Below are 23342 nucleotides of genomic sequence, written 5' to 3'. Positions count from 1 at the left end.
CTCATTTTCCACAGATAAAGCATGCTAACTGACAACGGTTTGAACAGCCAGTGTGTCACAGAGATTGTGAAAGAGGATTTGAAAGAAACAGGAAGCATCCGAAGGAGTGGTATTGCTGGATATCCTGATGGATATCCAGCAAACCGGAAGAGGTGGTGCCTCACTCAACGTGTCGTTCGATGCTTGATAACGTGCTTACGCAACGATTATCGGTCGGGTGAACGATAGGCACCGTTTCTTTGGCGTCATTCGGGCATTATGAGCATATCAACGCTTTCGCGTGAGCAAGTCATAATCAGGTGAATGAGCAACTGCCAGAATATAGCACGAAGCGTGCCAGTTATAATATTTAAATTACATGCAACTGATAATTAACAACTTTTATTTATCAGTGAATATCTCATTCAAAAAATGGCTGCGATCTTTGCATAAAAATCACGCTTGCTGTCGTCATTTCCCAACATGTTTTTTACTTAAATATAAAGTTGTTTTTAATCATTTACTTAAATGTCGCCAAATGACGACACAACAAACTGCATCTGTCGCCATTTAATGACATCACGTTATCAGTGATTGATTAAGAGCCTGTCAGTGCTCGCTGAACCCCAGTGAATTCGGGGTTGGTACCGGTTGTTCGCAGTCTGCCGGATTGTCTGCTTTCGCCGGGTCACACATCGTGGCCTGCGGCGGCAGGAAGATATGGTCAAGAATGGCGCGCGCCGTCGGCCCGGCGACCACGCCATCGCCCCCACCGTTCTCCATAATAAGCGCCATCACCACTGTCGGATGTTTATAGGGCGCAAATGCCGTATAGAAAATATGGTCACGCAGGCGGACAGGCGTCATTTTGGCGTTATAGACCTGATTCTCGCGCAGGCTGAATACCTGAGACGTCCCTGATTTCGCGGCGATCTGATAAGGCGCGGTGTGGAAGAGTTTATAACCGGTACCGTTCGGGAAATTCGCCATTCCGAACATACCGTTTTTCACTATTCCCCAGATTGGCGATTTGCCATCGGCAATTTGCTGCGTCGGCGGCATTTTATAGGGTGTGATCACTTTGCCGCTTTTTGAAGAATAGAGCAGATGCGGTGTTTCAAGTTTGCCGTTATTCACCAGCGCGCTGAGCGCACGCACCATCTGGATTGGCGTCGCAACCCAATAACCCTGGCCGATGCCCACCGAAACGGTATCCCCCTGATACCAGCCTTTTTTATGAACCTTCATCTTCCATTCGCGGCTTGGCAGAACACCATTATATTGCTCGTCGAGATCGATACCGGTGGACTGCCCGTAACCGAACTTGCTCAGCCAGGTATGAATGCGGTCGATGCCCATTTCATACGCCACCTGATAGAAGAACGTATCGGCGGATTCTTCGATGGCTTTGGTGACATTCAGCAGGCCGTGGCCGGTTTTCAGCCAGTCGCGGTAATGACGCTCGGTGCCCGGCAGCGTCCAGGTCGGTGCGCCGAAGAAAGTGGTTTGCGGTGTAATCACCCCTTCAAATAAGGCAGACGTTGCCATGAACGGTTTAACCGTCGAGGCCGGAGGATACAGTCCCTGTGTCACGCGGTTAATCAGTGGCAGATCCGGGTTTTTCAGCAACGCGCTGTATTCTTTACTGGAAATTCCGTTCACAAACGGATTCGGATCATAACTCGGGCTCGAGACCATTGCTTTGATGCCACCATCCCGCGGATCCATCACCACCACGGCGGCGCGTTGCCCTTTCAGGACTTTCTCGATGTACTGCTGTAGACCGAGATCCAGCGTCAGGTAGATATTTTGCCCGGCCTGCGGTGGCACTTCTTTGAGAAGGCGCACGACGTGCCCGTGGTTATCCACTTCCACTTCCTGATAACCCGTGCGGCCATGCAGAATATTCTCGTAATACTTTTCAACGCCCTGCTTACCAATATCGTGGTCAGCCGCGTAGTTCTCCGCAATTCCTTCTTCATCGAGGCGTTTCGCGTCTTTATCGTTGATTTTCGACACATAACCGACGACATGCGCCAGCTCCGCACCGTACGGATAACGACGCTGCTGATAAGTACTGATTGAAACACCGGGGAAATCAAACTGGTTCACAGAAAAACGGGCGACTTCGACGTCGGTCAGCGCCAGTTTTAACGGTATTTGCGCGAAGTGACGGCCATGAATCATCGCGTCATGGAAGCTGTCCAGATCGTCCTGCGTCAGATCGACAATGGGTTTGAGTGCATTCAGGGTTGCTTTAAGATCCGGCACTTTTCCGGGGATCACCTGAATCTGGTAAAGCGTAATATTTTGCGCCAGCACCACGCCATTGCGGTCCATGATCAACCCGCGGCTCGGGGCAATCGGCAGCATTTTGATGTCATTCTGATTCGAGCGGGTCTGGTAAAAATCATGCATTCCGACCTGCAAATGATACAGATTGAAGACCAGAGCGGCAGACATTAAGGCCACAACCAGAAACGCGATCACGGCGCGACGAACGAAAAGGACGGACTCTGCGGTATGGTCGCGGATTTCGTCGTTAAGTAAGGCCATAAGCGGGCAAATACCTTTATTGTCTGCTTCTTAAAGCGGGCGAAAAAAAGAAAAATTCGGGGCTGGAAAAGTGCGCAAGGATAGCCCGTCGGGAAACGGGCGACTATAAGAAGTGTGCTAATGAAGTGGCAGGAGTGTTTCTATTTATTAACGACAGGTTATTCCGGCGAAATATGCCGCGCATCACTTCGCCGTGTTGACCTTGCAGTCGCCATAAACATAACCTTCGGTTTGCGTCGCAACCACGAAGCTGTCTTTTACATGGATATACATCAGATTATCCTGCGCACCGGCTTTCATCGGCTGATTGTCTTTACCGATAATGTCCGTCAGTTCAGGACTGGTCACCATTTTGCTGCCGTCCGGGGAAAAACTGAACGTATTTCCGGCGTCATAAACACGCGCATCTTTATTCACAACTTCAGAAACATCATTGCCGTCATCCGACTGCGTATGATGCGTTAAAACACATTGATACTGCGTGACAGCCGATGCTGAAAACGACGCCAGCGCCAAGACAACCGCCACACAACCGCCTAACCTGACCATCAGATAAATCCATAAAGTGAGCAAGAGTTCCATGCTATCACTTGGCTGCCCGATGAAAAGAGCCCGCAAAAGATATTTTCACGGGCTAAATACTTTAAGCCAAATTCGGGACTGTACGCGGTATGAACGGCGTTTTTTTAGACAAATATGAAGCTACATGCAGAGGATCCGCTGACGATTATCGCTACTGATTACCCCGCCGGAGGCGGTCGGGAATATTCCAAAATTTAACTGAAACAGAAATCTGATAAATGAATGCGTGAACACTTCGAAGTAAAACGGATGGCTCTGTTCGTTTACTTGTTTTTTGTACTGCTGCTCAGAAAAATCCTGCCTATAATCCGCAGATTGCACTTGAGCAGTTAACAAAGGATTGAGATGAAATCTTTCAAAGTACCCGGAACGGAAATGGTCTTACGTTTCCATGAGTTGTCAGGTCTGGGCGTCCCGCTGGTCTTTATCCACGGTCTGGGATGCGCGGCATCCTGCGATTTCCCACGCGTCGCGACCGATGCATCACTGCGCCCGCGCCGTTCGTTCCTGCTGGATTTAGCCGGTTCCGGTTTCAGTGATAAACCGCAGGATTTCAGCTACAGCCTGCAGGATCATACGCTGTGCGTCATCGCATTACTGGAAAGCCTCGGCGTACCGCAGGTCAATTTAATCGGCCACAGCATGGGCGGCAGTATTGCCATCATGGTAGCGGCGCAGCGGCCTGACCTGATTCAGCGCCTGATTGTTGCTGAACCCAATCTCGATGCAGGCGGCGGAATATTCAGCCGCGCAGTCGCGGAATATTCAGAAGAAGACTATCTGGCTAAAGGCCACGCGCATCTGATTAATGTCGCCGTGCGCAGCAATGATCCCGTCTGGGCGGGATCGATGAGCGTGGCGTCTCCGCTGGCCATTCACCGCCAAGCCGTCGGGCTGGTCAATGGCGAACCGACGTCGTGGCGCGAACAGCTCTACAACCTGGAAATGCCGGCCACCGTTTTGTTTGGCGAGTTTTCACTGCCAGAACCTGATGTCGCGATTTTGCCTCAGCATGGTGTGCATACCACCGTGGTACCGCAGGCAGGTCATTCGATGATGTGGGAAAATCCCACCGGCGTCGCGGCGGCAATCAATGCGGCGCTGAATGCAGAAGTTTTATAAGTACGTATTACAAATCAGTCATTTCATTCTGATGCTCAAGCAGGTGTGCAAATTGCTTAACCTGTTTGGGCTCAGAAGAAGAACGTAACTGTAGCGCCAGATTGATATTTTCCAGGATGCGGGAACCTTCCACACGATGATCTCCGGCGGGTAATCTTCCCTCTGCGACCAGCCAATCCACCACACTCTTCCAGCGCCAGAGCGGTGAGTTTCCTTTGAGCCGCTGAACAGGGTTAGGGAAATTACGGGATCCGCGAGATCCGTCTTTCAATAATGCCACCGACTGGCGGGTCCGCCCGGTCAGCTCCGCAATATCGCTGAGCCCGACCAGCGCCGAATCGACCGACTCGACACGTGCATTCAGGCCCGCAGATTCAATATCCCGGATCGCCGTCAGCAGCGCTTTCGCGAATGAAGTGCTTTCCCGGTCAAATTCCAGATAGACCGACGTTCCATAGAAAGAAATCAGCGCGTCATCGCAGCCGCTCTCAAAGAGCGCATCTTCCAGTTTTTCTGTATCAGATGTAACGCCTGAAAGCGTCAGCGTGAAGTTAAAAGGTGCCACAAAACCTCGTTGTCCGGATAATTGCTAAAAAGGCGGTTTCCCGCCTGAGTGTTATGTCTTATCAGGAGAACAATGATCAACCCTTCTGATAATTTGCACGGCATGGTTTTCCGGATTTCGCGGGGTAGACCAGATGCTCATCATATGTTCGCGATGTGCAGGAATACCGCAACGAACCCGTCCGAAACAGTGTGAACTGCTGCCGCCAGCGACAAAATGCCAGCCTTTAGAAATGGCATATTCAACGGCTGCGTGAATATGCTTATTAGGATGCGCCTTCATTGGCCTCCTGTGGCTGTAGTATAATCACCCGTTGACATTCGTCAACAGCCATATGCATACGTCCTCATGCACGCCGGAAGTGTATCCCCGCATCAGTGGCGAAAACCTTGAAAAAATGACATTAGGAAAAATATATATCCTCGCCTGATTTCGCCCTCAAAACTCTCCTGCGATAATCTCCTCCGCTTCCCCTGGCGTCAGCGGATAATCGAAGAACCGGCGGTAGAAATCCTGCGTCGCTTTCACAATATCCAGCGTCGGGAAAAGCTGCGGATGCAGTTTTTGTGCAACCCACTGGATCTGTAATGCCGTTTCGGTACCGTAGCGATCCCACGGGAAAACACCTGCCGGATTTCGCCACACACGCCCCGCTTTCACTGCGTCCAGCAATGCAAACTGGCTGGCATAAGCGGAGGTTGAGATATCCCCGGCGCTGGCCGCCAGAATGATCACATCCGGTTGCCACGCCAGCAGTTGCTCGGCAGAAACCGGCTGCATGTTGCCCTTCAGCCCTTCGGCGGCATTCCGGCCACCGGCGACGCGGATCCACTGGTCAATCAGCGTATCGCTGCCATCGACTTTCAGCGGATTAAGTGACTGAATGTGCAGCACTCGCGGGCGTTGCTGTTGGGTCAGACTTGCCGTTTTTGCGCTGATGGCCTGAAGATTGTCGTCAAGATAATGAATGTAATCTCCGGCACGCTGCGCCGCCTGAGGCGTTCCCAGCACCTGCGCGGTTGTACGCAGGGAATGTTTCATTGAATCAAAATCGGTAAATTTCATTTCGATAACGGGTAAACCCGCCTGCCGCAAGGCCACCGCATCCCGGTTGCCCGCGCTGACAAACACCACATCCACTTTTTCCGCCAGCAAACTTTCGGCATTAAACGTGGTGCCTTTTACCGACAACGCCTGATTCAGCGAAGGCTGAACGCGGAACATCCACGGCTGACTTTCCGGATGATTGACCGTCGCCACAATCTTGCCGCCCGCGCCCAGCGTCATCAGCAAAGAATGATGTGCGTACCAGGCGTCGGCGATCCGGTCAGTTTTCGCGGGCAGAATAACCTGATGGCCCGCATCATCAGTCACTTCGCGGGTGGCGCTGTAGCCGCTCAGGCTTAGCAGGCTCAGCGCGCCCGCCAGAATCAAACGTGTCGGTAATTTCATTTTATCCTCAGAACTCGAGCTGCATGGAAACCTGCGCCATACGCGGTGCACCCAGTTGTGCGGACGCATTGCCCGCGCCGCTGTAACCGTTCAGGCCGCCCGGCACGATGTTGGTCCAGTAATGGCGGTTAGTCAGGTTGGTCAGGTCAAACCGGAACGTGGTGTTGGTATTGAACAGACGCGTGCGGTAGCTGCTGCCGGCGTCAAAGACGGCGTAACTGCCGACCCAGTTGTCGTTGGCATTGTCTGTCGGACGTTTGCCGACGTAATGCACGTTGGTATCCAGATCCAGACCTTCGACGGCTGGCACACTCCAGACGGTCAGCAGGTTTGCGGTCACGCGGGATAACCCGACGATCTGTTTGTTATCGCTGGAAGAGGACGCCGTATCGCGCAGTTTCGGATCGAGGATCGTCACGCCGCCGTAAATATGCACGTCGCGGCTGACGTTGCCGTCGGCCATCAGCTCAAGGCCGCGGTTACGCTGATTGCCGTCGTTGGCGAATTCGCCGTCTTCCAGCGTGTACGCAAACGGGCGATCAATCTGGAACAGCGCCGCCGACAGATTGGTCTTGCCGACGCGCAGTTTGCTGCCGACTTCAATCTGTTTGCTGCGGTAAGGCGCGGTGATTTGCCCGGCGTTGGTCGAACCAGCCGGAGCTGTATCGCCCTGTTGCAGGCTGTCGGCATAGGTTGTATAGAGCGTCAGGTTTTCAACCGGCTTATACATCAGGCTGGCTGAACCGCTGAAACCGCTGTCGTTCGAATCGCTGGTGCGCTGACGGGTTTTGGCGTAGTTGGCAGAGGTGAGGAAACTTTCGCTGCCCGACACCAGCAGGCTCCATTTTGGCGAGAAGGTCAGCGTATCACCGACGGAAAACGCCTGCTGAGTGCTGGTTGCAGACTGATAACGGTTAGAGAAGTCCGGATATGCGGGTTCAGGGAAACTTTGCAGATTATTAATGTTTCCGCTGCCCAGCGTCGCCGTACCACCGTTGATCGGGTTATAGTTTTTCCACACAAAACCGCGCATACCGAAAGATAAATCATGCTGTAGCCAGCCGGTATTCAGTGAACCGTTCAACGTCGCCATATAACTGTTGATCACAAAACGGGTCGCCGTGGCGCTGGATACCGTAGTTTTGTAATCCCCTTTATTGTTGACCAGCGTATTGGTCACCGCCGTGGACTGACGGTCAGCCACCTGATGCAGGAAACCAATATCAGACTGCCAGTTGCCATCAAAATCATGTTTAAGATGAGCGCTGTAAGTGCTGGTGTGGTTGTCATTCCCGGCATACGTTTGCCCCAGGTTACGCTGCGTCGGGTTCATGGCTTTCGGGAAGGCTACGCCACTTGCCAGCGCAAACGTGCCCGGCAAGCCTTTTTCCTCATAACGGTAATAGCTGAAATTGGTTTCCAGCACGGTTTGATCCGTCAGCTGAAAATCCAGCGCCAGGCTGGCGAGCTGACGTTTCTTGCGGCTGCCGGAGGTATAGCTGCCGCCCTGATCGTTAAGCAGATTCAGCCGGTAACGAACACGTTCGCCATCATCAAGCGGACCGCTTAAATCCAGCGCACCCAGACCGGAAATCCCGGTGCCCATTCCCAGCGTAATGCTGTTTTTGGTGGTATATCCCGGGCGTTTGGAAACGAAGTTAAACATCCCTGCCGGGTTTGCCGGGCCGTAAAGCGATCCCGCCAGCCCGTTCAGCACTTCAATCTGCTGGAACTGCTCGGCCGGATAATCTGTGGTGGAGACGACGTTCAGGCCGTCGATCATAGAGTTTTGCACCACACTGCCCTGGATCCCGCGCGTCTGCGGGCGGGCGCCGTCACCCTGCACGGACGGCAGATATTTATAAACGTCTTTGACGCTTTTTACCTGCTGGCGGGTAATGATACTTTCCGGCACAGAATGCACGGAGTACGGCGTATTCAGCACATCACGTTTGCCCAGAACGCCGACGGTCGCGGTTTGTGAATCTGAGGCCGAAGGGTCACCCGACGCCGTTTCCCCATTTTTCACATTGCCATTCACAGTCATCGTGTCGGTCGTTACTGTTGCCAGCGCAGTACCTGCAGACAATAGAAGACCACAGGCGCCAGCCACTAACGGCGCTTTTATTTTTCTTTGCATTTGTAATCAATCCCTTAAGGAATAAAAAAACGATGTCCGCTGTTCAGGTCGATTTGTTGTACCTGTGCCTGATAAATGCGGGAAATCAGCGCGCTATCCACGACATCGGATGGCACACCGTCGGCTATCAGCCGACCTTCATGCAGCACTAATGCCCGGCTGGCGGCCATCAGTGCGTGTTCAGGTTGATGGGTAATCATCAGCAACGTGTAGCCCTGCGAGGCGAGGGTCTTAAGTTGCGAAAGCAGATGCAGCTGGTGGCCATAATCGAGGCCATTCACCGGTTCATCGAGCAAAATCACCGGCGTGTCCTGCACTAATGCGCGGGTGATCAGCACGCGCTGGCGCTCACCGCCGGAAAGATGGGTGTAAATCCGCGAAGCCAGATGCGCAATACCGTTCTCTTCAAACGCATTTTCAACGCGGGAAATGTCCCGTGGCGAAGGGCTGCGAGCCAGGCCGTTCACCGGCAACCGGCCCTGCATCACGACCTGCCAGGCGGTAAACGGAAAATGCGGCTGATGATGTTGCGGCACATAAGCGATATGCCGGGCGATTTCGCGGCGTTTCATGGTCTCCAGCGGTTTTCCCGCCAGCCGGAGACTGCCGCTTTCCGGTGACAAAAGCCGCAAAAGCAGCTTCAGCAGCGTGCTTTTCCCGGCACCGTTAGCACCGAGCAGCGCCACGCATTCCCCGGCATAAAGATCAAACGAGATATCGCTGAGCAGCGGGCGCTGAGGCAGTGAATAGCAGAGGTCGCGGGCGGAGATAATCATAGCCAGCCCCCGCGGACGTATTTCAGCAAAGCAATAAACGCCAGTGCGCCGAGTAATTCGGTAATGATCCCCAGCGGAATTTCCCCCGGAGCCAGCGTGCGTGCGAGCCCGTCACACAACAGCAAAAAACAGCCGCCGAGACACACTGAAACCGGCAACAGCCAGACATTACTCGCACCTACCAGCAGCCGTGCCAGATGCGGGATCAGCAATCCGACCCAGCCGACCATGCCCGCAATGCTGACAGTCAGGGCAGATATCAGCGTCGCCAGCACGATAATGCCGTAGCGATAAAAACGAACCGGAATACCGAGGCTGTAAGCTTCATCTTCGCTGAGCGTCATGACGTCCAGCACCCGTCCGAGCCCCGCCAGCAGCGCAATCGCGATAACCAGCACCGGGGCTGTCACCCACAACGCATGATTGTCTACCGCACTCAGACTGCCCAACATCCAGTAAATAATGGTTGGCAACTGATCCTGCGGATCGGCGACATATTTGACGATCGACAGCAATCCGGTGAACAGCGCACTACTGATAATGCCGCCCAGAATCAGCATAAGAATGGACGGTGAAGCAAACAGGCTGGCAATCGCCACGCCGAGTACGACCGCCAGTAAACCGGCCAAACAAGCCAGCGCGGGGATCCACAAACCGTTCAGCCCGGACACAATGCTGAGCGATGCACCAAACGCGCAGCCGCTCAGCACGCCGAGTAAACCGGGCGACACCAGAGGATTGCGGAATACGGCCTGATAAGCCGCGCCGGAAACGGACAAACCGGCACCGACCAGCACCGCGGCCAGAATGCGCGGCAGGCGTGAATCGATAATGATGTTGTGCAACAGCCCATATCGCGGTGCTGACGCATCTGCATGGAAAAAACCAATCAGCTCAGCAAATGAAATCGGATATCGGCCAATCGTCAGTGAATACATGATTCCGCCCAGTAACAGCAGCAGGCTGAGAATAAAAATCCGCGATGGCGTCAGAATACGGGCACGTTGAAAATGTGACGCGCGCGCCCGTTCCGCTGAAGAAGTCATTTAATTAGCACTGAAAGTAAAAAGAGGAAGTGCCGGAAGGGTACGACCAAATGACCGTGAGCACAACGTTATGTACCAAATGATACAACGAAAGGTTTGTAACAAAACTTGTGAGAATGCACGAAAAGGTTAATTGAAGGATTAGTGATCCAGATCAACTAAAACCCGCGCCCCGCAAGGGCTGCAGCCACGTTTTAAGTCCAATTTCAGGGTGTTTTTGACGCCAAAATGGCGACTCATGCCTCGTGAGATGCATTTCATTCCACAACTCATGCATCTCACGCCGCAAATGAACTGCGTTTATTCACGAGGACTATCATAGCGACAGTTAATTGAATCTACTTCGCTCGGGAGAACCCGCTATGAGTGACAAATCTGACATGCAGAACACCAACCGTACCCGCTGGCTGACACTGGTCGGTACCATTCTTACTCAGCTTGCTCTGGGTTCCGTTTACACCTGGAGCCTGTTCAACGGCCAGTTGTCCGAGAAGCTGGGCGAACCTATCAGCCGTGTGGCACTGACTTTCGGGATCCTGAGCTTGTGTCTGGCTCTCGCCTCTTCCGTCGCCGGTAAACTTCAGGAACGTTTCGGTGTACGTACCGTGACTATCGCCGCCGGTATACTGATGGCCGCCGGGTTCTTCCTGACCGCGCATTCTGACAACGTGATCATGTTGTACATCAGCGCCGGTGTGCTGGTCGGCCTGGCGGATGGCGCCGGTTACCTGCTGACACTGACCAACTGCGTAAAATGGTTCCCTGAACGTAAAGGCCTGATTTCAGCCTGTTCAATCGGTGCTTACGGTTTAGGCAGCCTGTTATTCAAATTCGTTTGCGGGCATTTACTGGCAACCGAAGGCCTGCAAAACACCTTCATGATTTGGGGTGGCGTGGCGATGGTGATGGTGATTGTCGGTGCGATGATGATGAAAGATGCGCCGAAACAGCAAACCGCCGATGTGACCCGCGAAGAAAACAGCCTGAACGATAGCAGCAATGACAGCCGTGATTTCACGCTGGCTGAAGCGGTGCGCGCTCCGCAATACTGGATGCTGGCGCTGATGTTCCTGACAGCCTGCATGAGCGGTTTGTACGTGATTGGTGTGGCAAAAGATATCGGCCAGAGTTTGGTTAAACTGGACGCACTGACCGCCGCGAACGCCGTGACCGTGATAGCGATTGCTAACCTGAGCGGCCGTCTGGTTCTGGGCGTTCTGTCTGACAAAATGCAGCGTATCCGCGTTATCTCCATCGCACAGATCGTTTCCCTGGCCGGTATGAGCATGATGTTGTTCACCCACATGAACGAAACGATGTTCTTCATCTCCGTTGCCTGTGTGGCCTTCAGCTTCGGCGGTACCATCACCGTGTATCCTTCACTGGTCAGCGATTTCTTCGGCCTGAACAACATGACCAAAAACTACGGTCTGCTTTACCTCGGCTTCGGTATCGGCAGCATCTTCGCTTCTCTGGTGGCGTCTTTGTTCGGCGGCTTCGCAGTAACGTTTAGCATCATCACCGCACTATTGATCGTATCACTGGTTCTTTCTGCCACGATTCGCTTACCGAATAAATCAGAAGCCGGTCATAATACGCTCCAGCACGTGTAAAGCAGCAGCTGTACGCATCATAAATGATGAACGGGAGCATAATTTGCTCCCGTTTCTTATGAGTGAAGCATATAAAGCCGGTTGCTGATTCACGAAAATCCTATGAACAAATGTGAACAGACCGGACACCCGTTAATGAAACGCACCACCCTCGCTCTTTTCAGTCTTATGCTGGCGATGACCGCCATGAACAGTTTCGCCGTGGCTTACCCTTCCAGCGCACAGGAAGTGGCTTCTGAACTTAGCCGCAAAGCCAGCGAAAGCGGTTCCCGCCCGTCCACCACACTGGACTCCAGCGCACACAGCAAACTGACTTCCCGCAGCGACTATCTGAAATAAGATCACAAAAGCCACCCTTACTCCGGTAAAGTGTCTAAAATTAGAACGGATAATTATCCATACGGATTATATGTTTGTTATAATCACGTCCTGAAATCGATCATTCGGGCGATTTGTCCCGCAACACGCACAAGGAGTGTGAAATGAAGGCAACAGCATTTTGGTTAATCATGGCGGGCGGTTCTGTAGGAATCGGCTACGTGATGGCACTGATGATGGAACTTTTCTAATCCAGCAACGTTGAACACCACGGATAAATAAGGATATTTTTATGGCATTTTACAGCCCCAAACGCATCATCCTCTACACCGCTGCGGCGATTGCGCTGCTGGTCATCGTCGGCCTGGTCACTTACTTCACCGTCGGCCACTTAGGCGCTTAACGCCTTTTCATTGTTTTGCCCTGCCCGGTGGCGATACTTTGCGTATCGCCGCATAATGCTGCCATTCACTGTGACAAACGGAAGGGAAAATCATGACCTGGAAAGGATTAATGATTGTTGCTGCGGTTATTGTGCTGGCGAGTATCGGCTCTGAGTCTTTGATACAGAAGGGAATTGCGATGGCTGACGCCAAAATAGATCAGATCATTGGTCATTACGCAGACAAATAAGGCTTACATCTACTGGAGTAACATTACCGGACAATGACAAAACCATACACAGCGTTTGTTATCTTAAATCCATCAAATGTTGTGTGATGTTCCTGTGTTAAGTCCCTGTGTAATACCCCTGTAGAACCCTGTTATTTTGCCCGCCGTGTGCGGGCTTTTTTTTGGCTTTTTTTCAGGAAATTTTTAGATTTTGAAACACAGACACCGTAGCCAATTCCCGAAATCATTTGGGTGGGAGCAAGGCGGCAACGGAGCGAATCCCCGGGAGCATACAATAAGTATGTGACTGGGGTGAGTGAAGGCAGCCAACGCAGAGCCAGCCCAAAGGATGAAGGGAATTTGCCGGTGCTTTCCCGGCTGTCACATTATGGCGTAAGCGTTCATCGTACACTCCAACATTACGCGGCCTGAGCACGGCCTTGTCACAACAGAAAAAACGGCTAAATGAATAAAATATGCTAACCGGCTTTTCTGTTGTGGCTCCCGAAATAATTCTGGAAGCTTTCAAATAATAAACCCCGGCGTTGGCCAGGGCTTATTTTTGTCATTATTCATGTCGATACTGAATTAATTATTCTGGCTGCTCCGGGTTTGCCCCATCTTCGCTATTGCAGAGTGATTACTTTCAATATCTGGCGACATTACAGAACGACAACGTTACCGGCTGATGGGCCTTTCTGGCCTTGTTCGATGGTGAACTCAACGTTCTGACCTTCGTCCAGGGTTTTGAAATCATTGCTCTGAATTGCAGAGAAGTGAACAAACACGTCTTTGCTGCCGTCTGCAGGGCTGATGAAACCGAAACCTTTACCAGCGTCGAACCATTTTACTAAACCAGTCATTTTAGTAGACATAGGAAATACCTTCTTCGTTTTTATTTTATGATGCCATAGGGCAATAGGGGTCTGTTTTTATTTGAAATACTTATGGATGCATCAGAGAAGGAAATTCGTCGGAGAAAGGATTTGCTATATCACTTGAACCAGGAACTACTTTACTAAAATGTCTTACATAAATAGGTCTTAACTACAAACCGTTGACGCTATTTACACACAGGGGGATTTATTAAGCAAGCTTTTATTTCATCGCTATTATATTGACGCAATTTATATTCGTTGGGAAATAACGCGCAACCCGCCGCTGACGGTGGCTACAGGCTGATGATAAAACCTAAAGCCTGCTGAAAATCAGCGGGCTTTAGGAATATTCCCCCAGTGGATTACCCGGCAGATGCGCGTTTCATACAATCCGCGCGGCGTCCGTCTACCCGCTTTGCGAACCACGCGGTGGTCAGCTTGCGGGTGATTTTCGGGCTTTCGAGCGTAATCCCCGGCAACAACTCGCGGGGTTGACGCTTACCGGTGGTTTTATCCGCCAGCGCATAAACCTGTTTGTACAAGTTGGTTTCCTCAAACTCCGGCTGCTCGCCCTTCTCCAGCGCTTTACGTATGGCTGAATGACTGATGTCCAGCCGCTTCGACAGCGTTCTCACCGCCAGCTCCGTGCCGCCCGGTTTATCGGTGCCGTAGTTAATCAGATCACCGTCCAGCGCCAGCGGAATTCCCGTCACCTTGCTCACCGCGCTCTGGAAAGCCGCGTTCCGGCTGGCGTACCACCCGGCATTAAAATCAGCAAAACGGTACAGCGGCTGGGAATAACTGGCCGGATACCCCAGCAGATGCTTCACGCCGAAATAGACGCCGCCGCGACGGCTGAACACTTCATTGCGGATTGTGCCGTCAATTTTGTACGGGTAGCCTTTGGCATGTTCTTCGGCAAACGCGATGCTGACCTGCATCGGCCCGCCGGTATGCACCGGATTCAGATTCCCGAACAACTTCTGCCCCATCGGCACCATGTTTATAAAGTCATCAAAAATGGCGCTGAGCTGCTTCTCGGTTTTTACGTTATCCAGCCGCTCGCTGTAGGACTTTCCGTTCGGAGATTTAATCAGCAGCGCGGTGTGAACCAGGAAATTCGGCACATGAACCGCATCCGCGCGACGATCGATTTCTTTCCACGCGATTTTTCCCAGCCCCGGTACCGGCGCATCAGCATTGAAATTCGATTCCTGCTGCGCCACCGCCAGCACCGAACAGATATTTTCCGTCGTCGCCGGAATACCCTGCGCGGTGAAAGCGGCGGTAATGTCCGTCGCCCAGCCTTTTCTGTCCGGTGCGGAAGACGGCATCAGCCGCACGATATCGGCTTTGACGTCACGCGGATTCTGCACAGGCGCTTCGGTTTTCTTTCCCGTTGTACATCCGGCGAGGATCATCACAGCCAGCATCACGGCAGATCGGTTAATTGAAAATCGCTTTACGTTCAACGTTAAACATTCCCTGAATCAATGGCTTTGCCGAAGACGTTAACGAAGATATCGGCAACTATCTAGCAAAAAATAGCCTTTCTCAGTAAGGTTAGGATCCAGATAACGGAGCTTACGGAGCAAGGAATTTATGCAGAACTCACACTTTAGCCGCGCATTTTTGATGCCTTTTATGCTGCTGCTGATGATTTTTGTGGTCAGCGGATGCGGCGACAAAGAACCGGCCCAGCGCAAAGCCTTCATGGATTTTCTCCAGTCCCGCATTCTGGACAAGCCGGTTTTAGCCGTCCCTCAACTGACGCAGGCACAAACCAAAGAGTTTGGCGATTACAGCAAAGATTACGCGATCATTACCGGCTTCCATCATCAGATGAATATCGAGCTGGATTCCTCGCTGGTGCCGGTTTTTGCCGGAATGAACGGCGTTAACAGTGTGAATAACCTGCTTGATCAACGCGACGACCTGAAAAAAATGGCCGACAGCAGCGCGAACTGGAAAGAGAAAATCGTGCTGCTCAAAACGCAGGCCGACACGCAGCACGCGGCGCTCAGGCAGCCGAATGACCTGAAAAAAGTGTACGACCTGGCCTATGAGAAAACGATAAGCAAACCGGCGGCCGTCACCGAACAAGTCTTTGATTTGCTGCCCCAGGTGCTCAACCTGATTGTGGCAAAAGCCGACTTCATCAAAAGCCAGGGGAAAAATGTCACCATTACCGGCAATCGCCTGCAATTTGCCAACCAGAAGCAGCTGGATAAATACAACGCCATCCAGCAGCAACTGGTGCCGCTGAATGCGCAGCTGATGCAACTGAGCCGCCAGATGCAGCAAATGGTGCGTTAAACCGGAAGACGTCCCCATCGCCGCCGCAAGGTGGTTTTTTCATGCCGGTGCTTTTGCTATGGTGTGCGGCAATTAAATAAGGAGACACCCATGAACGACGAAACCCTGACGAAACGTGTAGACCAGCTTGAACGCGTAAACCGTGAACTGCTGGTGCAGATTTCCGCCATGCGCCTGCTGTTTGGCAGCGTGGGCAACGTGCTGAACGCCAGTCAGGAAAATGCCTTTACCGTGGCCGTCAATCAGGCGCTGGAAGCTAACCGTGCCGACGTCGCCAATCAGGCCGATCTGGACGACGCCTCGCGGAAATTCCGTGAAGATGTCTTCAAATGTGCAGAATCGTTGCTGCCCGGCAGCCGCTAAGCGATACGCAATACAAAAGGCCAGGTCAAAAACCGGGCCTTTTTACAGTAACCTTACGATAACTCCCTTCAACGCATTAACGGCTCACCACGCGGTTCCGCCCGTCATTTTTCGCCTGATACAAAGCCTTGTCTGCCGATTTCAGCGCGCTGTCGATGTTCACTTTTGCGGGATTAAAATGGGTTACGCCCAGCGAAATCGTCACGTTTCCTGCACCTTCAAAATTCTGCCCGGCGACCTGACGTCGCAACCGTTCCGCCAGCTGAACCGCCCGCGTCAGTGAGGTGCCCGGCAGCAGCAATAGAAACTCTTCCCCGCCCATGCGACACAGCAAATCGTCATCGCGCGAGTTTCCCAAAATAAGACGCGAAAGCTGCGTAATCACTGCGTCTCCCACGTCATGCCCGAACGTATCGTTGATCACCTTAAAGTGATCGATATCGAGGGTGATCACCCCGATCTGCGACTCCTCGCCGAGCAACTTATCCACCTGTTCATACAACCCGCGCCGGTTCAGCAGGCCGGTCATCGGGTCGGTATGCGCCTGCGTACTGAGCTTCTCAATGCGCTGATGTAACAGGCGGATGCCCTGCAACATCACGCTTTTCAGCTTCGACGCTTCATAATACCAGGCGTTAATCTGCTGAATTTCTGCCGACACATCTTGTGAATCCATGGTGTCGGCTTTCGACGCGAGCTGGCGCAGCGGGCGGGAAATGTAGCGCGCCAGCAGCCAGATCACGATAAACACCAGAATGACAAATGGCAGCGTATAAATCAGAACCTGCAACATCACCTGATACAGCAGCACGACGTCAGCCCGCGCCGGATGCAGCACCAGCACCGTCCAGCCTGAGATTTCCATCGTGGAGAACCCGGCCAGAGAATCTTCGCCCTGCAAATTTTTCATGTGCAGGAAACCCTGATCGCGGCCTTCGAGCAGCGCTTTGTTCACGTTTCCCTGAGGCGTACTTTCCGTCCAGCCGTCAGCGGCGCGGTACAACACGTCGCCTTCGTTGTCGATCACGTAGATATACGCGTCCTTGCGGTAATTGCGGGCGTTGATCAGCGAATCAATAATGCCGCCCTGTTGCAGGGTAATTTCCGCCACCAGATAGCCGAGATACTTTCCCCGCGTATTACGGATGGGTACTGACATGGCAATAATGTGATTATTTTGTGCGGTGCGGAAAGGGGAACTGATCACCGGATTTTGCGTGGTCAGCGCCTGCGTGTTGGCGTCTGACACCAGCCTGAGACCGGTCATATTGGCGGAGTTTCTCGACGCCGCGCGAACCACGCCGGATTTGTCCACCACCAGAACAGAACTGTAGCGCTTGCTCTGGATCTGCAAACGGTCCGCTTCTTCGGCGACGGCATAAAGATTATCGAACTCTTCGCCCAGCAAACCGGCGCTGAAGGCCAGCTGTTTTTGCGCCGCATTGAAGAAAAGATCGGCCGTCAGGGACAGTCGCGCCGCGTAGGACTGACTGGCGCGCAGCGAGGAATCGATAAGAAGTTTTCTCTCGACCTGAAAAATAGCCAGATAGCTGCTGAGCAAAATGATGAGCGTACTCACCAGAGCCAGAAGCAATATCAGTCTTTTAAGAGTAAATGCAAACCGCCGGGGCTGATCCATTCTCTGTCCGTTGAGCTGATAACCATGAATACTACAGAGGATAGCAGCATGTTCAGCCGGAAATTTGATATGTCTCAGTCAGGGCGGTCTTCTTTGAATTTGCAGGCAGCACTCTGTCCTAATTATGACGCCCGCACATCACGGCTTGCGGATCAGTTTCTGTAAACGCGCTTTTTGCCAGCGTTCGACGGAGCCGCGGAACACAAAAATCCCCAGTCCGCGGATCACCAAAATGCCGCCCCAGATACACAGCGGCCAGACGAACCAGAGGGTATCAGGCGAGGTGTAATGGTTAATCGCAAACAAACCGATATTGATCACCGCCCAGAAGACCACCGAACGGTAAAACCCGCTTTCTTCCTCAACCTGCTTTCTGGCTTTTTCGATTTGACCGTCCAGCGCCTGTTCGGGCGTCGCCCCAAATTGCGGATCGTTTTCTGTCAGTTCTGAAACCTTGATATCAAACGCTGCCGCAATCGCACCGAGCGTTTCAAGGCTCGCCTGTTCGCCGTTTTCGATACGCTGAACGGTGCGCACGCTGAGTGAAGAAAGTTCTGCCAGCTGTTCCTGCGACCACGCGCGGGAGATCCTGAGTTGTCTGATTTTGCTCTGATTCATATTCTTACCTTTACGTGAATGTTGAACACAGAAACAGCATGCAATACGTGACCGGCAATCAACACGTCAGCAACCTGACATCTACACGACAGCTTAGTGACAACTTTTACAATCAGAAAGTTAGCTTATAGAACTTGCTGTCTACAGCCATCCGTGGGAAAGCTTGCGGCAGTTCAGGTACTGTCACTTCCTCAAATCCGTTTTTTTCGTAAAAGCGATGCGCCGCCAGAAACTTGTCGGTTGTACCCAGAAAAATGTCCCTGACGTTTTCAGACTGCGCGTGTTGCAACAACGTATTCAGCAGCAATGCAGCCACCCCAAATTCCCGACCACGGTAGGGCGCACTGACAAACATTTTGCGCAACGCCGCCTGCGCATTACCGATATCCTTCAGCCCCAGCGTACCCACCACTTTTCCGCAACTTTTGGCCACCCAAAAATCGCCGGAACCTTGCTGATAAAACTGCGGAATATCGCTCAGATCTGGCTGCTGGTGTTCAGTGATCGGTATACCAAACTCCTGATTCTGAATAGGCAAAATCACCTCTACCACGCCGCGCTGGTCAGCGGCAGAAAAACGTTCAATTACAACAGCGTTGTTCATCAAAAAACTCCCTACATTACAGACACGGTTAATTAGGACAGAGTAAAGCCAGTTCCGGGATTTCAGGGAAAACCCGCTCGCTGAGAAAGTCGATCAGCACCCGCAGTTTCGGCGTCATATACCTACCCGACGGCCAGAGAATGAAAAAGTCGGCGCTGCGGCTGACATACTCATTGAGCACGGTGACCAGTTGCCCCTTTGCCAGCTCTTTGCGGATACTGAAATCCGGCAGACACGTAATGCCCAGGCCCTGCAACGCAAAACACTGGCGCGTCTCGATATTATTACAAACCATCGAAACCGGAAGAGCCAGATCCTGATATCCGGAAAGCGGCCAGGTTTCCAGCTTTCCGCTGTTTGGGAAACGAAAATGCAGGCACCGGTGGTTCAGCAAATCGGGCGGCGAAACCGGAACGCCATACTCTTTGAAATACGCCGGTGAACCCACCAGTAAATGGCGAAACGTCCCCAGTTTACGCATTGACAGGCGCGAATCCGCCATCTGACCGGTGCGCACCACGGCGTCAAACCCTTCGTCCACCACACCCACAATGCGATCGGTGAAATCAAGATCCAGTTCGATATCCGGGTAACGCCGCATAAATTCGCCCAGCACTGGCAACAGCAGCGTGCTGACCTGCGGCAGGCTCAGCCGCAAACGACCACGCGGGGATTCGGAAAGCTGCAACAACTCGCTTTCCGCCGCTTCCAGTTCAGCAACAATCCGGCGGCTGCGCTCGAGAAACAGCGCGCCCTCTGCCGTCAGCGTCACGCTGCGGGTGTTGCGGTGAAACAAGCGAACATTCAGCTTGGCTTCCATGCGCGCAATAGTTTTGCCCACCGCCGAGGCGGAAACGCCCAGCAGGCGACCGGCCGCAACAAAACTGCGGGTTTCCGCGACGTGTACAAACACATTCAGGCTGCTCAGACTTTCCACTGCCACCTCTCATTGCGGACATTTGTGTCCGTATATTCTGGAAATCTACCCTACTTTTTCCGTACTGAGGAGTTCTCTATCGTGATTTAACACATTCAGAAACTGAGATAACACCATGAATTCCTCCACGCTGAAATCCCGCCTCGACCTCGTCATTGAAACGGCGATCGCCTCACAACGCCTTGTGGGTGCCGTTGTGCTGGTCGCTAAACAAGGCGAGCTGATTTATCACCACGCCGCCGGGCTGGCTGACCGCGAGGCCGGGCGGCCAATGACAGAAAATACGCTGTTCCGTCTGGCGTCAGTCAGCAAACCCATCGTATCAACCGTCGCGATGATCTTAGTTTCACAAGGTAAACTGGCGCTCGATGACAATATTCAGACATGGCTGCCGGAATTTTCCCCTTCCCTTGCCGGTGGCCAGCCCGCGCAGATCACCGTGCGAAATTTATTAAGCCATACAGCCGGCCTGAGTTACCGCTTTTTCGAGCCTGATGAGCAGGGTCCGTATGCACTTGCCGGTGTTTCTGACGGCATGGATAACAGCGGGATTTCGCTGGAGGAAAACCTGCGTCGTCTGGCCGCTGTCCCTTTACTGTATGCGCCGGGCACCTCATGGGGATATTCCCTTGCTGTAGACGTGCTTGGTGCAATGCTTGAACAGGTTTGTCAGCAACCGCTCGGCGACGTGGTGAAAAACCTGCTGACCGGCCCGCTGGACATGAACGACACCGCGTTTTATACCGCCAATCCGGCGCGACTGGCGACGCCGTATGTCAGCGATTCCCCCGTGCCTCACCGCTTGCAGGAAGGCGAAAAGGTCGCCGCCTTCGAAGACACCGTGGGCATCGCGTATTCGCCTCTCAGGGCGCTGGATGCAAAGGCTTTCCCGTCTGCCGGAGCCGGAATGATCAGCGGCGCGCACGACGTGATGAAAATGCTGGAAATGCTTCGTCAGGGTGGATACCCGTTACTGACACCGGTGCAGGTGGATGAAATGGGTCGCGACCAGACCGGCGGCCTTGAACTGCCGGACATGCCGGGCACCGGTTTCGGACTGGGCTTTTCCGTCCTGCGCGATCCGCAGGCAGCTGCGTCGCCGGAATCCTCCGGCACCTGGCGCTGGGGCGGCGCTTACGGTCATTCCTGGTTTGTCGATCGCGCCGCCGGGCTGAGCGTTGTCGCCTTCACCAACACATTGTACGAAGGGATGTCGGGTGCTTTTGTAAATGAATTACGCGATGCGGTATATGGAGTGAAGTCATGAATCAGACACCGAAAAAGACGCCGCTTCCGCTCTCCGCCTTGCTGGCGATGGCGCTGACCGGTTTTATTGCCATCATGACGGAAACGCTGCCCGCAGGATTACTGCCGCAAATTGCCGATGGCCTTGACGTGTCGCAGGCCATGGCAGGTCAGATGATTACCGCGTATGCCGCCGGTTCCCTGATGGCCGTGCTGCCGCTGGTTGCCCTGACGCGGGGCTGGAACCGCCGCACGGCGCTGCTGACGGCCATCGCCGGTTTCCTGATTTTCAACACGCTGACCACGTTCTCAACGAATTTTGCCCTGACGCTGTTTGCCCGCTGGATGGCCGGTGCCGCCGCCGGACTGGCGTGGGGATTACTGGCCAGCTACGCGCGTCGCATGGTACCCGCACATCAGCAGGGGCGCGCGCTGTCAGTCGCCATGGTGGGCACGCCGGTGGCACTGTCGGTTGGCGTGCCGCTGGGAACCTGGATGGGTACGCTGCTCGGCTGGCGGATGGCCTTCGGAGTGATGTCTGCGATGACGTTACTGCTGGTGGTCTGGGTGCTGCGCAAGGTGCCGGATTATCCCGGTCAGGAAGCCGGAGAGCGACAGTCGCTGCGACAGGTCATTCAGATGCCGGGCGTGCGCAGCATTCTGGCGGTGATCCTGCTGTGGATGCTGACCCACAACCTGCTTTATACCTACATCGTGCCGTTCCTTCGGCTCTCCGGTCTGGCCGGTCATGCGGATCAAATCCTGCTGGTGTTTGGCATTGGCGCACTGGCGGGAATCGGGCTGACCGGCATGCTGGTGGATAAACGTCTGCGCCAGACATTGCTCACCAGCCTGGCGCTGTTTGCGGTGATCTCACTGGTGCTGGCGCTCAGCAGCCACTCCGCGCTCATCGTGACGCTGTGTGTTGCGGTGTGGGGGCTGACGTTCGGCGGCGCGGCGACGTTACTGCAAACAGCGATTGCCGATGCCACAGGTGAACACGCAGACATGGCGCAATCGATGGTCGTGGTGGCCTGGAATCTGGCCATTGCGGGCGGCAGTTTGTCCGGCGGAATACTGCTGGAAACCGCCGGGATTGGTGTCTTCCCGTGGGTAATGCAGATTCTGCTGGTCGCCGGTTTACTGATTGCCTGGTGTGCCAGAAAACAGGGCTTCAGGCCCGGCCCGCGGCATTCTCACGCGCATCAGGCGCAGGATCAAAGTTTCGGAAAGGCACAAAAGGTATAATTTCTTAAACCTTTCCCGAACCAGACGCCTGAATTCTTCCCGGATCCCGGCCTGTTCTGGTAGAGTAAAAAACAGGCAAATTAGAAATAATGAGATCCATGGAAGCGCGTAAAAAAGCGGGTTTGTTCTTAACCGTTCTGGCCACAGCAGCCCTGCTGCTGATGGCCTTCGAATGGCTCGCCGATCAGACGGTGCCAGAACTCAAAGAACATGTTGTTCACTATGTCGATCAGCATATGGCGGGCTAAATGCCCCCCAAAACAGGGAGGAAAAATGGTGACAAAACGGATGATGGCCAAACACTGGAAAATGGTGGTGGTGCTTCTTTGCATCTGTGGTGCGCTGATGCTCCTCCGCTGGGCCGCCATGATCTGGGGATAATCTCCCCGGACGGGTTGTCCACACTATCAATTTGAGTTAAGTTATTTCCCGTGTGAATACAAGGAGGTAACGCGGCATGTTCCGTCTGGCAGAAGTTCTGTTAGTCCTGATCATGATCGTCTGGGGAATGGTTTTGTTTGATATCGGCAGTATCAGCCTGCGGATCAGCCAGTTCTTCATCTTTCTGGAAGAAATGCGCCGCCCCTGACTTTATTCCGTATTTCAGTTTTCACTCCGCCCTTCCTGCCCAAATATCTTGCCCTGATTCAGGCTAACCGCTGCGGTACTGAACGTCTGTTGGTCACGTCTTGCTGATTAAATAATCAACAAATCGGCCAGCGGGCTTGAAACC

General features: G+C 53.2%; 25 protein-coding genes. 11 read left to right on the top strand and 14 right to left on the bottom strand.

Features of this window, described 5'->3' with window-relative positions; translation table 11 throughout:
• Positions 1 to 588: 588 nt before the first annotated feature.
• Together mrdA and J8X26_RS06655 are read right to left on the bottom strand one after the other, a co-directional pair.
• Positions 589 to 2535 carry a penicillin-binding protein 2 gene (gene mrdA, locus J8X26_RS06660; protein ID WP_152324588.1) on the bottom strand — a complete coding sequence of 649 codons (1947 nt, stop codon included), beginning with the start codon at positions 2533 to 2535 and terminating at the stop codon, positions 589 to 591.
• 183 nt (positions 2536 to 2718) lie between these two features.
• Positions 2719 to 3117, bottom strand: a complete 399-nt coding sequence (locus J8X26_RS06655) for a hypothetical protein (protein WP_229893528.1) — start codon at positions 3115 to 3117, stop codon at positions 2719 to 2721.
• 345 nt (positions 3118 to 3462) lie between these two features.
• Here J8X26_RS06655 and J8X26_RS06650 point away from each other — a divergent pair, with 345 nt between their 5' ends.
• Positions 3463 to 4239, top strand: coding sequence for an alpha/beta fold hydrolase (locus J8X26_RS06650; RefSeq protein WP_152324589.1), 777 nt, complete (start codon positions 3463 to 3465; stop codon positions 4237 to 4239).
• A gap of 7 nt (positions 4240 to 4246) precedes the next feature.
• Here J8X26_RS06650 and J8X26_RS06645 read toward each other — a convergent pair whose 3' ends face one another.
• The 6 genes from J8X26_RS06645 to J8X26_RS06625 form a co-directional block, all read right to left on the bottom strand.
• On the bottom strand, positions 4247 to 4804 hold the full coding sequence (locus J8X26_RS06645; RefSeq protein WP_208950487.1) for a DNA-binding protein: 558 nt from the start codon (positions 4802 to 4804) through the stop codon (positions 4247 to 4249).
• A gap of 51 nt (positions 4805 to 4855) precedes the next feature.
• On the bottom strand, positions 4856 to 5086 hold the full coding sequence (locus J8X26_RS27625; protein WP_152324591.1) for a hypothetical protein: 231 nt from the start codon (positions 5084 to 5086) through the stop codon (positions 4856 to 4858).
• 156 nt (positions 5087 to 5242) lie between these two features.
• Positions 5243 to 6256 (bottom strand): ABC transporter substrate-binding protein, encoded by a 1014-nt coding sequence (locus tag J8X26_RS06640; protein ID WP_208950486.1) that lies wholly within the window; start codon positions 6254 to 6256, stop codon positions 5243 to 5245.
• 7 nt (positions 6257 to 6263) lie between these two features.
• Positions 6264 to 8396, bottom strand: a complete 2133-nt coding sequence (locus tag J8X26_RS06635; protein ID WP_374101271.1) for a TonB-dependent receptor — start codon at positions 8394 to 8396, stop codon at positions 6264 to 6266.
• 14 nt (positions 8397 to 8410) lie between these two features.
• Positions 8411 to 9172: an ABC transporter ATP-binding protein gene (locus J8X26_RS06630; protein ID WP_165058516.1), complete on the bottom strand. Its 762-nt coding sequence runs from the start codon at positions 9170 to 9172 to the stop codon at positions 8411 to 8413.
• Positions 9169 to 10218, bottom strand: coding sequence for an iron ABC transporter permease (locus J8X26_RS06625; protein ID WP_152324594.1), 1050 nt, complete (start codon positions 10216 to 10218; stop codon positions 9169 to 9171). The genes J8X26_RS06630 and J8X26_RS06625 overlap by 4 nt, the downstream gene beginning before the upstream one ends.
• A 362-nt stretch (positions 10219 to 10580) precedes the next feature.
• On the opposite strand from J8X26_RS06625, the gene J8X26_RS06620 reads away from it, so the two are divergent.
• The 3 genes from J8X26_RS06620 to J8X26_RS06610 all read left to right on the top strand — a co-directional run bounded on the left by J8X26_RS06620 (position 10581) and on the right by J8X26_RS06610 (position 12782).
• On the top strand, positions 10581 to 11831 hold the full coding sequence (locus J8X26_RS06620; RefSeq protein ID WP_165058518.1) for an OFA family MFS transporter: 1251 nt from the start codon (positions 10581 to 10583) through the stop codon (positions 11829 to 11831).
• A 135-nt stretch (positions 11832 to 11966) separates the two neighbouring features.
• Positions 11967 to 12170, top strand: coding sequence for a hypothetical protein (locus J8X26_RS06615; protein ID WP_152324596.1), 204 nt, complete (start codon positions 11967 to 11969; stop codon positions 12168 to 12170).
• 474 nt (positions 12171 to 12644) lie between these two features.
• Positions 12645 to 12782 (top strand): hypothetical protein, encoded by a 138-nt coding sequence (locus tag J8X26_RS06610; RefSeq protein WP_165058520.1) that lies wholly within the window; start codon positions 12645 to 12647, stop codon positions 12780 to 12782.
• Positions 12783 to 13423: 641 nt separating this feature from the next.
• On the opposite strand, the gene cspA is transcribed toward J8X26_RS06610, so the two are convergent.
• Together cspA and J8X26_RS06600 are read right to left on the bottom strand one after the other, a co-directional pair.
• Positions 13424 to 13636: an RNA chaperone/antiterminator CspA gene (gene cspA / locus J8X26_RS06605; protein ID WP_101076387.1), complete on the bottom strand. Its 213-nt coding sequence runs from the start codon at positions 13634 to 13636 to the stop codon at positions 13424 to 13426.
• Positions 13637 to 14001: 365 nt separating this feature from the next.
• Positions 14002 to 15072: a DUF1615 domain-containing protein gene (locus J8X26_RS06600; RefSeq protein WP_152324732.1), complete on the bottom strand. Its 1071-nt coding sequence runs from the start codon at positions 15070 to 15072 to the stop codon at positions 14002 to 14004.
• A 169-nt stretch (positions 15073 to 15241) separates the two neighbouring features.
• Between J8X26_RS06600 and J8X26_RS06595 the strand changes: the two genes are divergently transcribed.
• Together J8X26_RS06595 and J8X26_RS06590 are read left to right on the top strand one after the other, a co-directional pair.
• Positions 15242 to 15955: a DUF3053 domain-containing protein gene (locus J8X26_RS06595; protein ID WP_208950485.1), complete on the top strand. Its 714-nt coding sequence runs from the start codon at positions 15242 to 15244 to the stop codon at positions 15953 to 15955.
• 90 nt (positions 15956 to 16045) lie between these two features.
• Entirely contained in the window at positions 16046 to 16318 is a 273-nt protein-coding gene (locus J8X26_RS06590; protein ID WP_165058524.1) for a hypothetical protein, read from the top strand.
• A gap of 76 nt (positions 16319 to 16394) precedes the next feature.
• Here J8X26_RS06590 and J8X26_RS06585 read toward each other — a convergent pair whose 3' ends face one another.
• From J8X26_RS06585 to J8X26_RS06570, 4 genes are all read right to left on the bottom strand, one after another.
• Complete coding sequence (locus J8X26_RS06585; RefSeq protein ID WP_208950484.1) at positions 16395 to 17957, bottom strand: sensor domain-containing diguanylate cyclase; 1563 nt, start codon at positions 17955 to 17957, stop codon at positions 16395 to 16397.
• A gap of 138 nt (positions 17958 to 18095) precedes the next feature.
• The gene (locus J8X26_RS06580) at positions 18096 to 18575 is read right to left on the bottom strand and encodes a 2TM domain-containing protein (protein ID WP_208950483.1); all 480 of its coding nucleotides are present in this window, start codon (positions 18573 to 18575) and stop codon (positions 18096 to 18098) included.
• A 112-nt stretch (positions 18576 to 18687) separates the two neighbouring features.
• Positions 18688 to 19179 carry a GNAT family N-acetyltransferase gene (locus J8X26_RS06575; RefSeq protein WP_165058528.1) on the bottom strand — a complete coding sequence of 164 codons (492 nt, stop codon included), beginning with the start codon at positions 19177 to 19179 and terminating at the stop codon, positions 18688 to 18690.
• 28 nt (positions 19180 to 19207) lie between these two features.
• Positions 19208 to 20116: a LysR family transcriptional regulator gene (locus J8X26_RS06570; RefSeq protein WP_208950482.1), complete on the bottom strand. Its 909-nt coding sequence runs from the start codon at positions 20114 to 20116 to the stop codon at positions 19208 to 19210.
• Between the two features lie 115 nt (positions 20117 to 20231).
• On the opposite strand from J8X26_RS06570, the gene J8X26_RS06565 reads away from it, so the two are divergent.
• The 5 genes from J8X26_RS06565 (at position 20232) to J8X26_RS27875 (ending at position 23198) form a co-directional block, all read left to right on the top strand.
• Positions 20232 to 21383 carry a serine hydrolase gene (locus J8X26_RS06565; RefSeq protein ID WP_152324602.1) on the top strand — a complete coding sequence of 384 codons (1152 nt, stop codon included), beginning with the start codon at positions 20232 to 20234 and terminating at the stop codon, positions 21381 to 21383.
• Positions 21380 to 22609 carry an MFS transporter gene (locus J8X26_RS06560; protein ID WP_208950481.1) on the top strand — a complete coding sequence of 410 codons (1230 nt, stop codon included), beginning with the start codon at positions 21380 to 21382 and terminating at the stop codon, positions 22607 to 22609. Before J8X26_RS06565 ends, J8X26_RS06560 begins: the two co-directional genes overlap by 4 nt.
• Before the next feature lie 98 nt (positions 22610 to 22707).
• Complete coding sequence (locus J8X26_RS06555; RefSeq protein ID WP_165056865.1) at positions 22708 to 22857, top strand: hypothetical protein; 150 nt, start codon at positions 22708 to 22710, stop codon at positions 22855 to 22857.
• Positions 22858 to 22882: 25 nt separating this feature from the next.
• Entirely contained in the window at positions 22883 to 22990 is a 108-nt protein-coding gene (gene yniD, locus J8X26_RS06550; RefSeq protein ID WP_095923072.1) for a small membrane protein YniD, read from the top strand.
• A gap of 76 nt (positions 22991 to 23066) precedes the next feature.
• Complete coding sequence (locus J8X26_RS27875) at positions 23067 to 23198, top strand: hypothetical protein (protein WP_280118823.1); 132 nt, start codon at positions 23067 to 23069, stop codon at positions 23196 to 23198.
• Positions 23199 to 23342: the final 144 nt, after the last annotated feature.

This window comes from Rahnella sp. ChDrAdgB13 (genome assembly GCF_017655185.1).
GTDB lineage: Bacteria > Pseudomonadota > Gammaproteobacteria > Enterobacterales > Enterobacteriaceae > Rahnella > Rahnella contaminans.
This window is presented reverse-complemented; position numbering and strand designations above follow the sequence as displayed.

Bases quoted from the DNA above. Each gene is read 5' to 3' on its own strand.
- mrdA (WP_152324588.1), bottom strand. From the start codon at position 2,535: ATGGCCTTACTTAACGACGAAATCCGCGACCATACCGCAGAGTCCGTC.
- J8X26_RS06655 (WP_229893528.1), bottom strand. From the start codon at position 3,117: ATGGAACTCTTGCTCACTTTATGGATTTATCTGATGGTCAGGTTAGGC.
- J8X26_RS06650 (WP_152324589.1), top strand. From the start codon at position 3,463: ATGAAATCTTTCAAAGTACCCGGAACGGAAATGGTCTTACGTTTCCAT.
- J8X26_RS27625 (WP_152324591.1), bottom strand. From the start codon at position 5,086: ATGAAGGCGCATCCTAATAAGCATATTCACGCAGCCGTTGAATATGCC.
- J8X26_RS06640 (WP_208950486.1), bottom strand. From the start codon at position 6,256: ATGAAATTACCGACACGTTTGATTCTGGCGGGCGCGCTGAGCCTGCTA.
- J8X26_RS06635 (WP_374101271.1), bottom strand. From the start codon at position 8,396: ATGCAAAGAAAAATAAAAGCGCCGTTAGTGGCTGGCGCCTGTGGTCTT.
- J8X26_RS06630 (WP_165058516.1), bottom strand. From the start codon at position 9,172: ATGATTATCTCCGCCCGCGACCTCTGCTATTCACTGCCTCAGCGCCCG.
- J8X26_RS06625 (WP_152324594.1), bottom strand. From the start codon at position 10,218: ATGACTTCTTCAGCGGAACGGGCGCGCGCGTCACATTTTCAACGTGCC.
- J8X26_RS06620 (WP_165058518.1), top strand. From the start codon at position 10,581: ATGAGTGACAAATCTGACATGCAGAACACCAACCGTACCCGCTGGCTG.
- J8X26_RS06615 (WP_152324596.1), top strand. From the start codon at position 11,967: ATGAAACGCACCACCCTCGCTCTTTTCAGTCTTATGCTGGCGATGACC.
- J8X26_RS06610 (WP_165058520.1), top strand. From the start codon at position 12,645: ATGACCTGGAAAGGATTAATGATTGTTGCTGCGGTTATTGTGCTGGCG.
- cspA (WP_101076387.1), bottom strand. From the start codon at position 13,636: ATGTCTACTAAAATGACTGGTTTAGTAAAATGGTTCGACGCTGGTAAA.
- J8X26_RS06600 (WP_152324732.1), bottom strand. From the start codon at position 15,072: ATGCTGGCTGTGATGATCCTCGCCGGATGTACAACGGGAAAGAAAACC.
- J8X26_RS06595 (WP_208950485.1), top strand. From the start codon at position 15,242: ATGCAGAACTCACACTTTAGCCGCGCATTTTTGATGCCTTTTATGCTG.
- J8X26_RS06590 (WP_165058524.1), top strand. From the start codon at position 16,046: ATGAACGACGAAACCCTGACGAAACGTGTAGACCAGCTTGAACGCGTA.
- J8X26_RS06585 (WP_208950484.1), bottom strand. From the start codon at position 17,957: ATGGATCAGCCCCGGCGGTTTGCATTTACTCTTAAAAGACTGATATTG.
- J8X26_RS06580 (WP_208950483.1), bottom strand. From the start codon at position 18,575: ATGAATCAGAGCAAAATCAGACAACTCAGGATCTCCCGCGCGTGGTCG.
- J8X26_RS06575 (WP_165058528.1), bottom strand. From the start codon at position 19,179: ATGAACAACGCTGTTGTAATTGAACGTTTTTCTGCCGCTGACCAGCGC.
- J8X26_RS06565 (WP_152324602.1), top strand. From the start codon at position 20,232: ATGAATTCCTCCACGCTGAAATCCCGCCTCGACCTCGTCATTGAAACG.
- J8X26_RS06560 (WP_208950481.1), top strand. From the start codon at position 21,380: ATGAATCAGACACCGAAAAAGACGCCGCTTCCGCTCTCCGCCTTGCTG.
- J8X26_RS06555 (WP_165056865.1), top strand. From the start codon at position 22,708: ATGGAAGCGCGTAAAAAAGCGGGTTTGTTCTTAACCGTTCTGGCCACA.
- yniD (WP_095923072.1), top strand. From the start codon at position 22,883: ATGGTGACAAAACGGATGATGGCCAAACACTGGAAAATGGTGGTGGTG.
- J8X26_RS27875 (WP_280118823.1), top strand. From the start codon at position 23,067: ATGTTCCGTCTGGCAGAAGTTCTGTTAGTCCTGATCATGATCGTCTGG.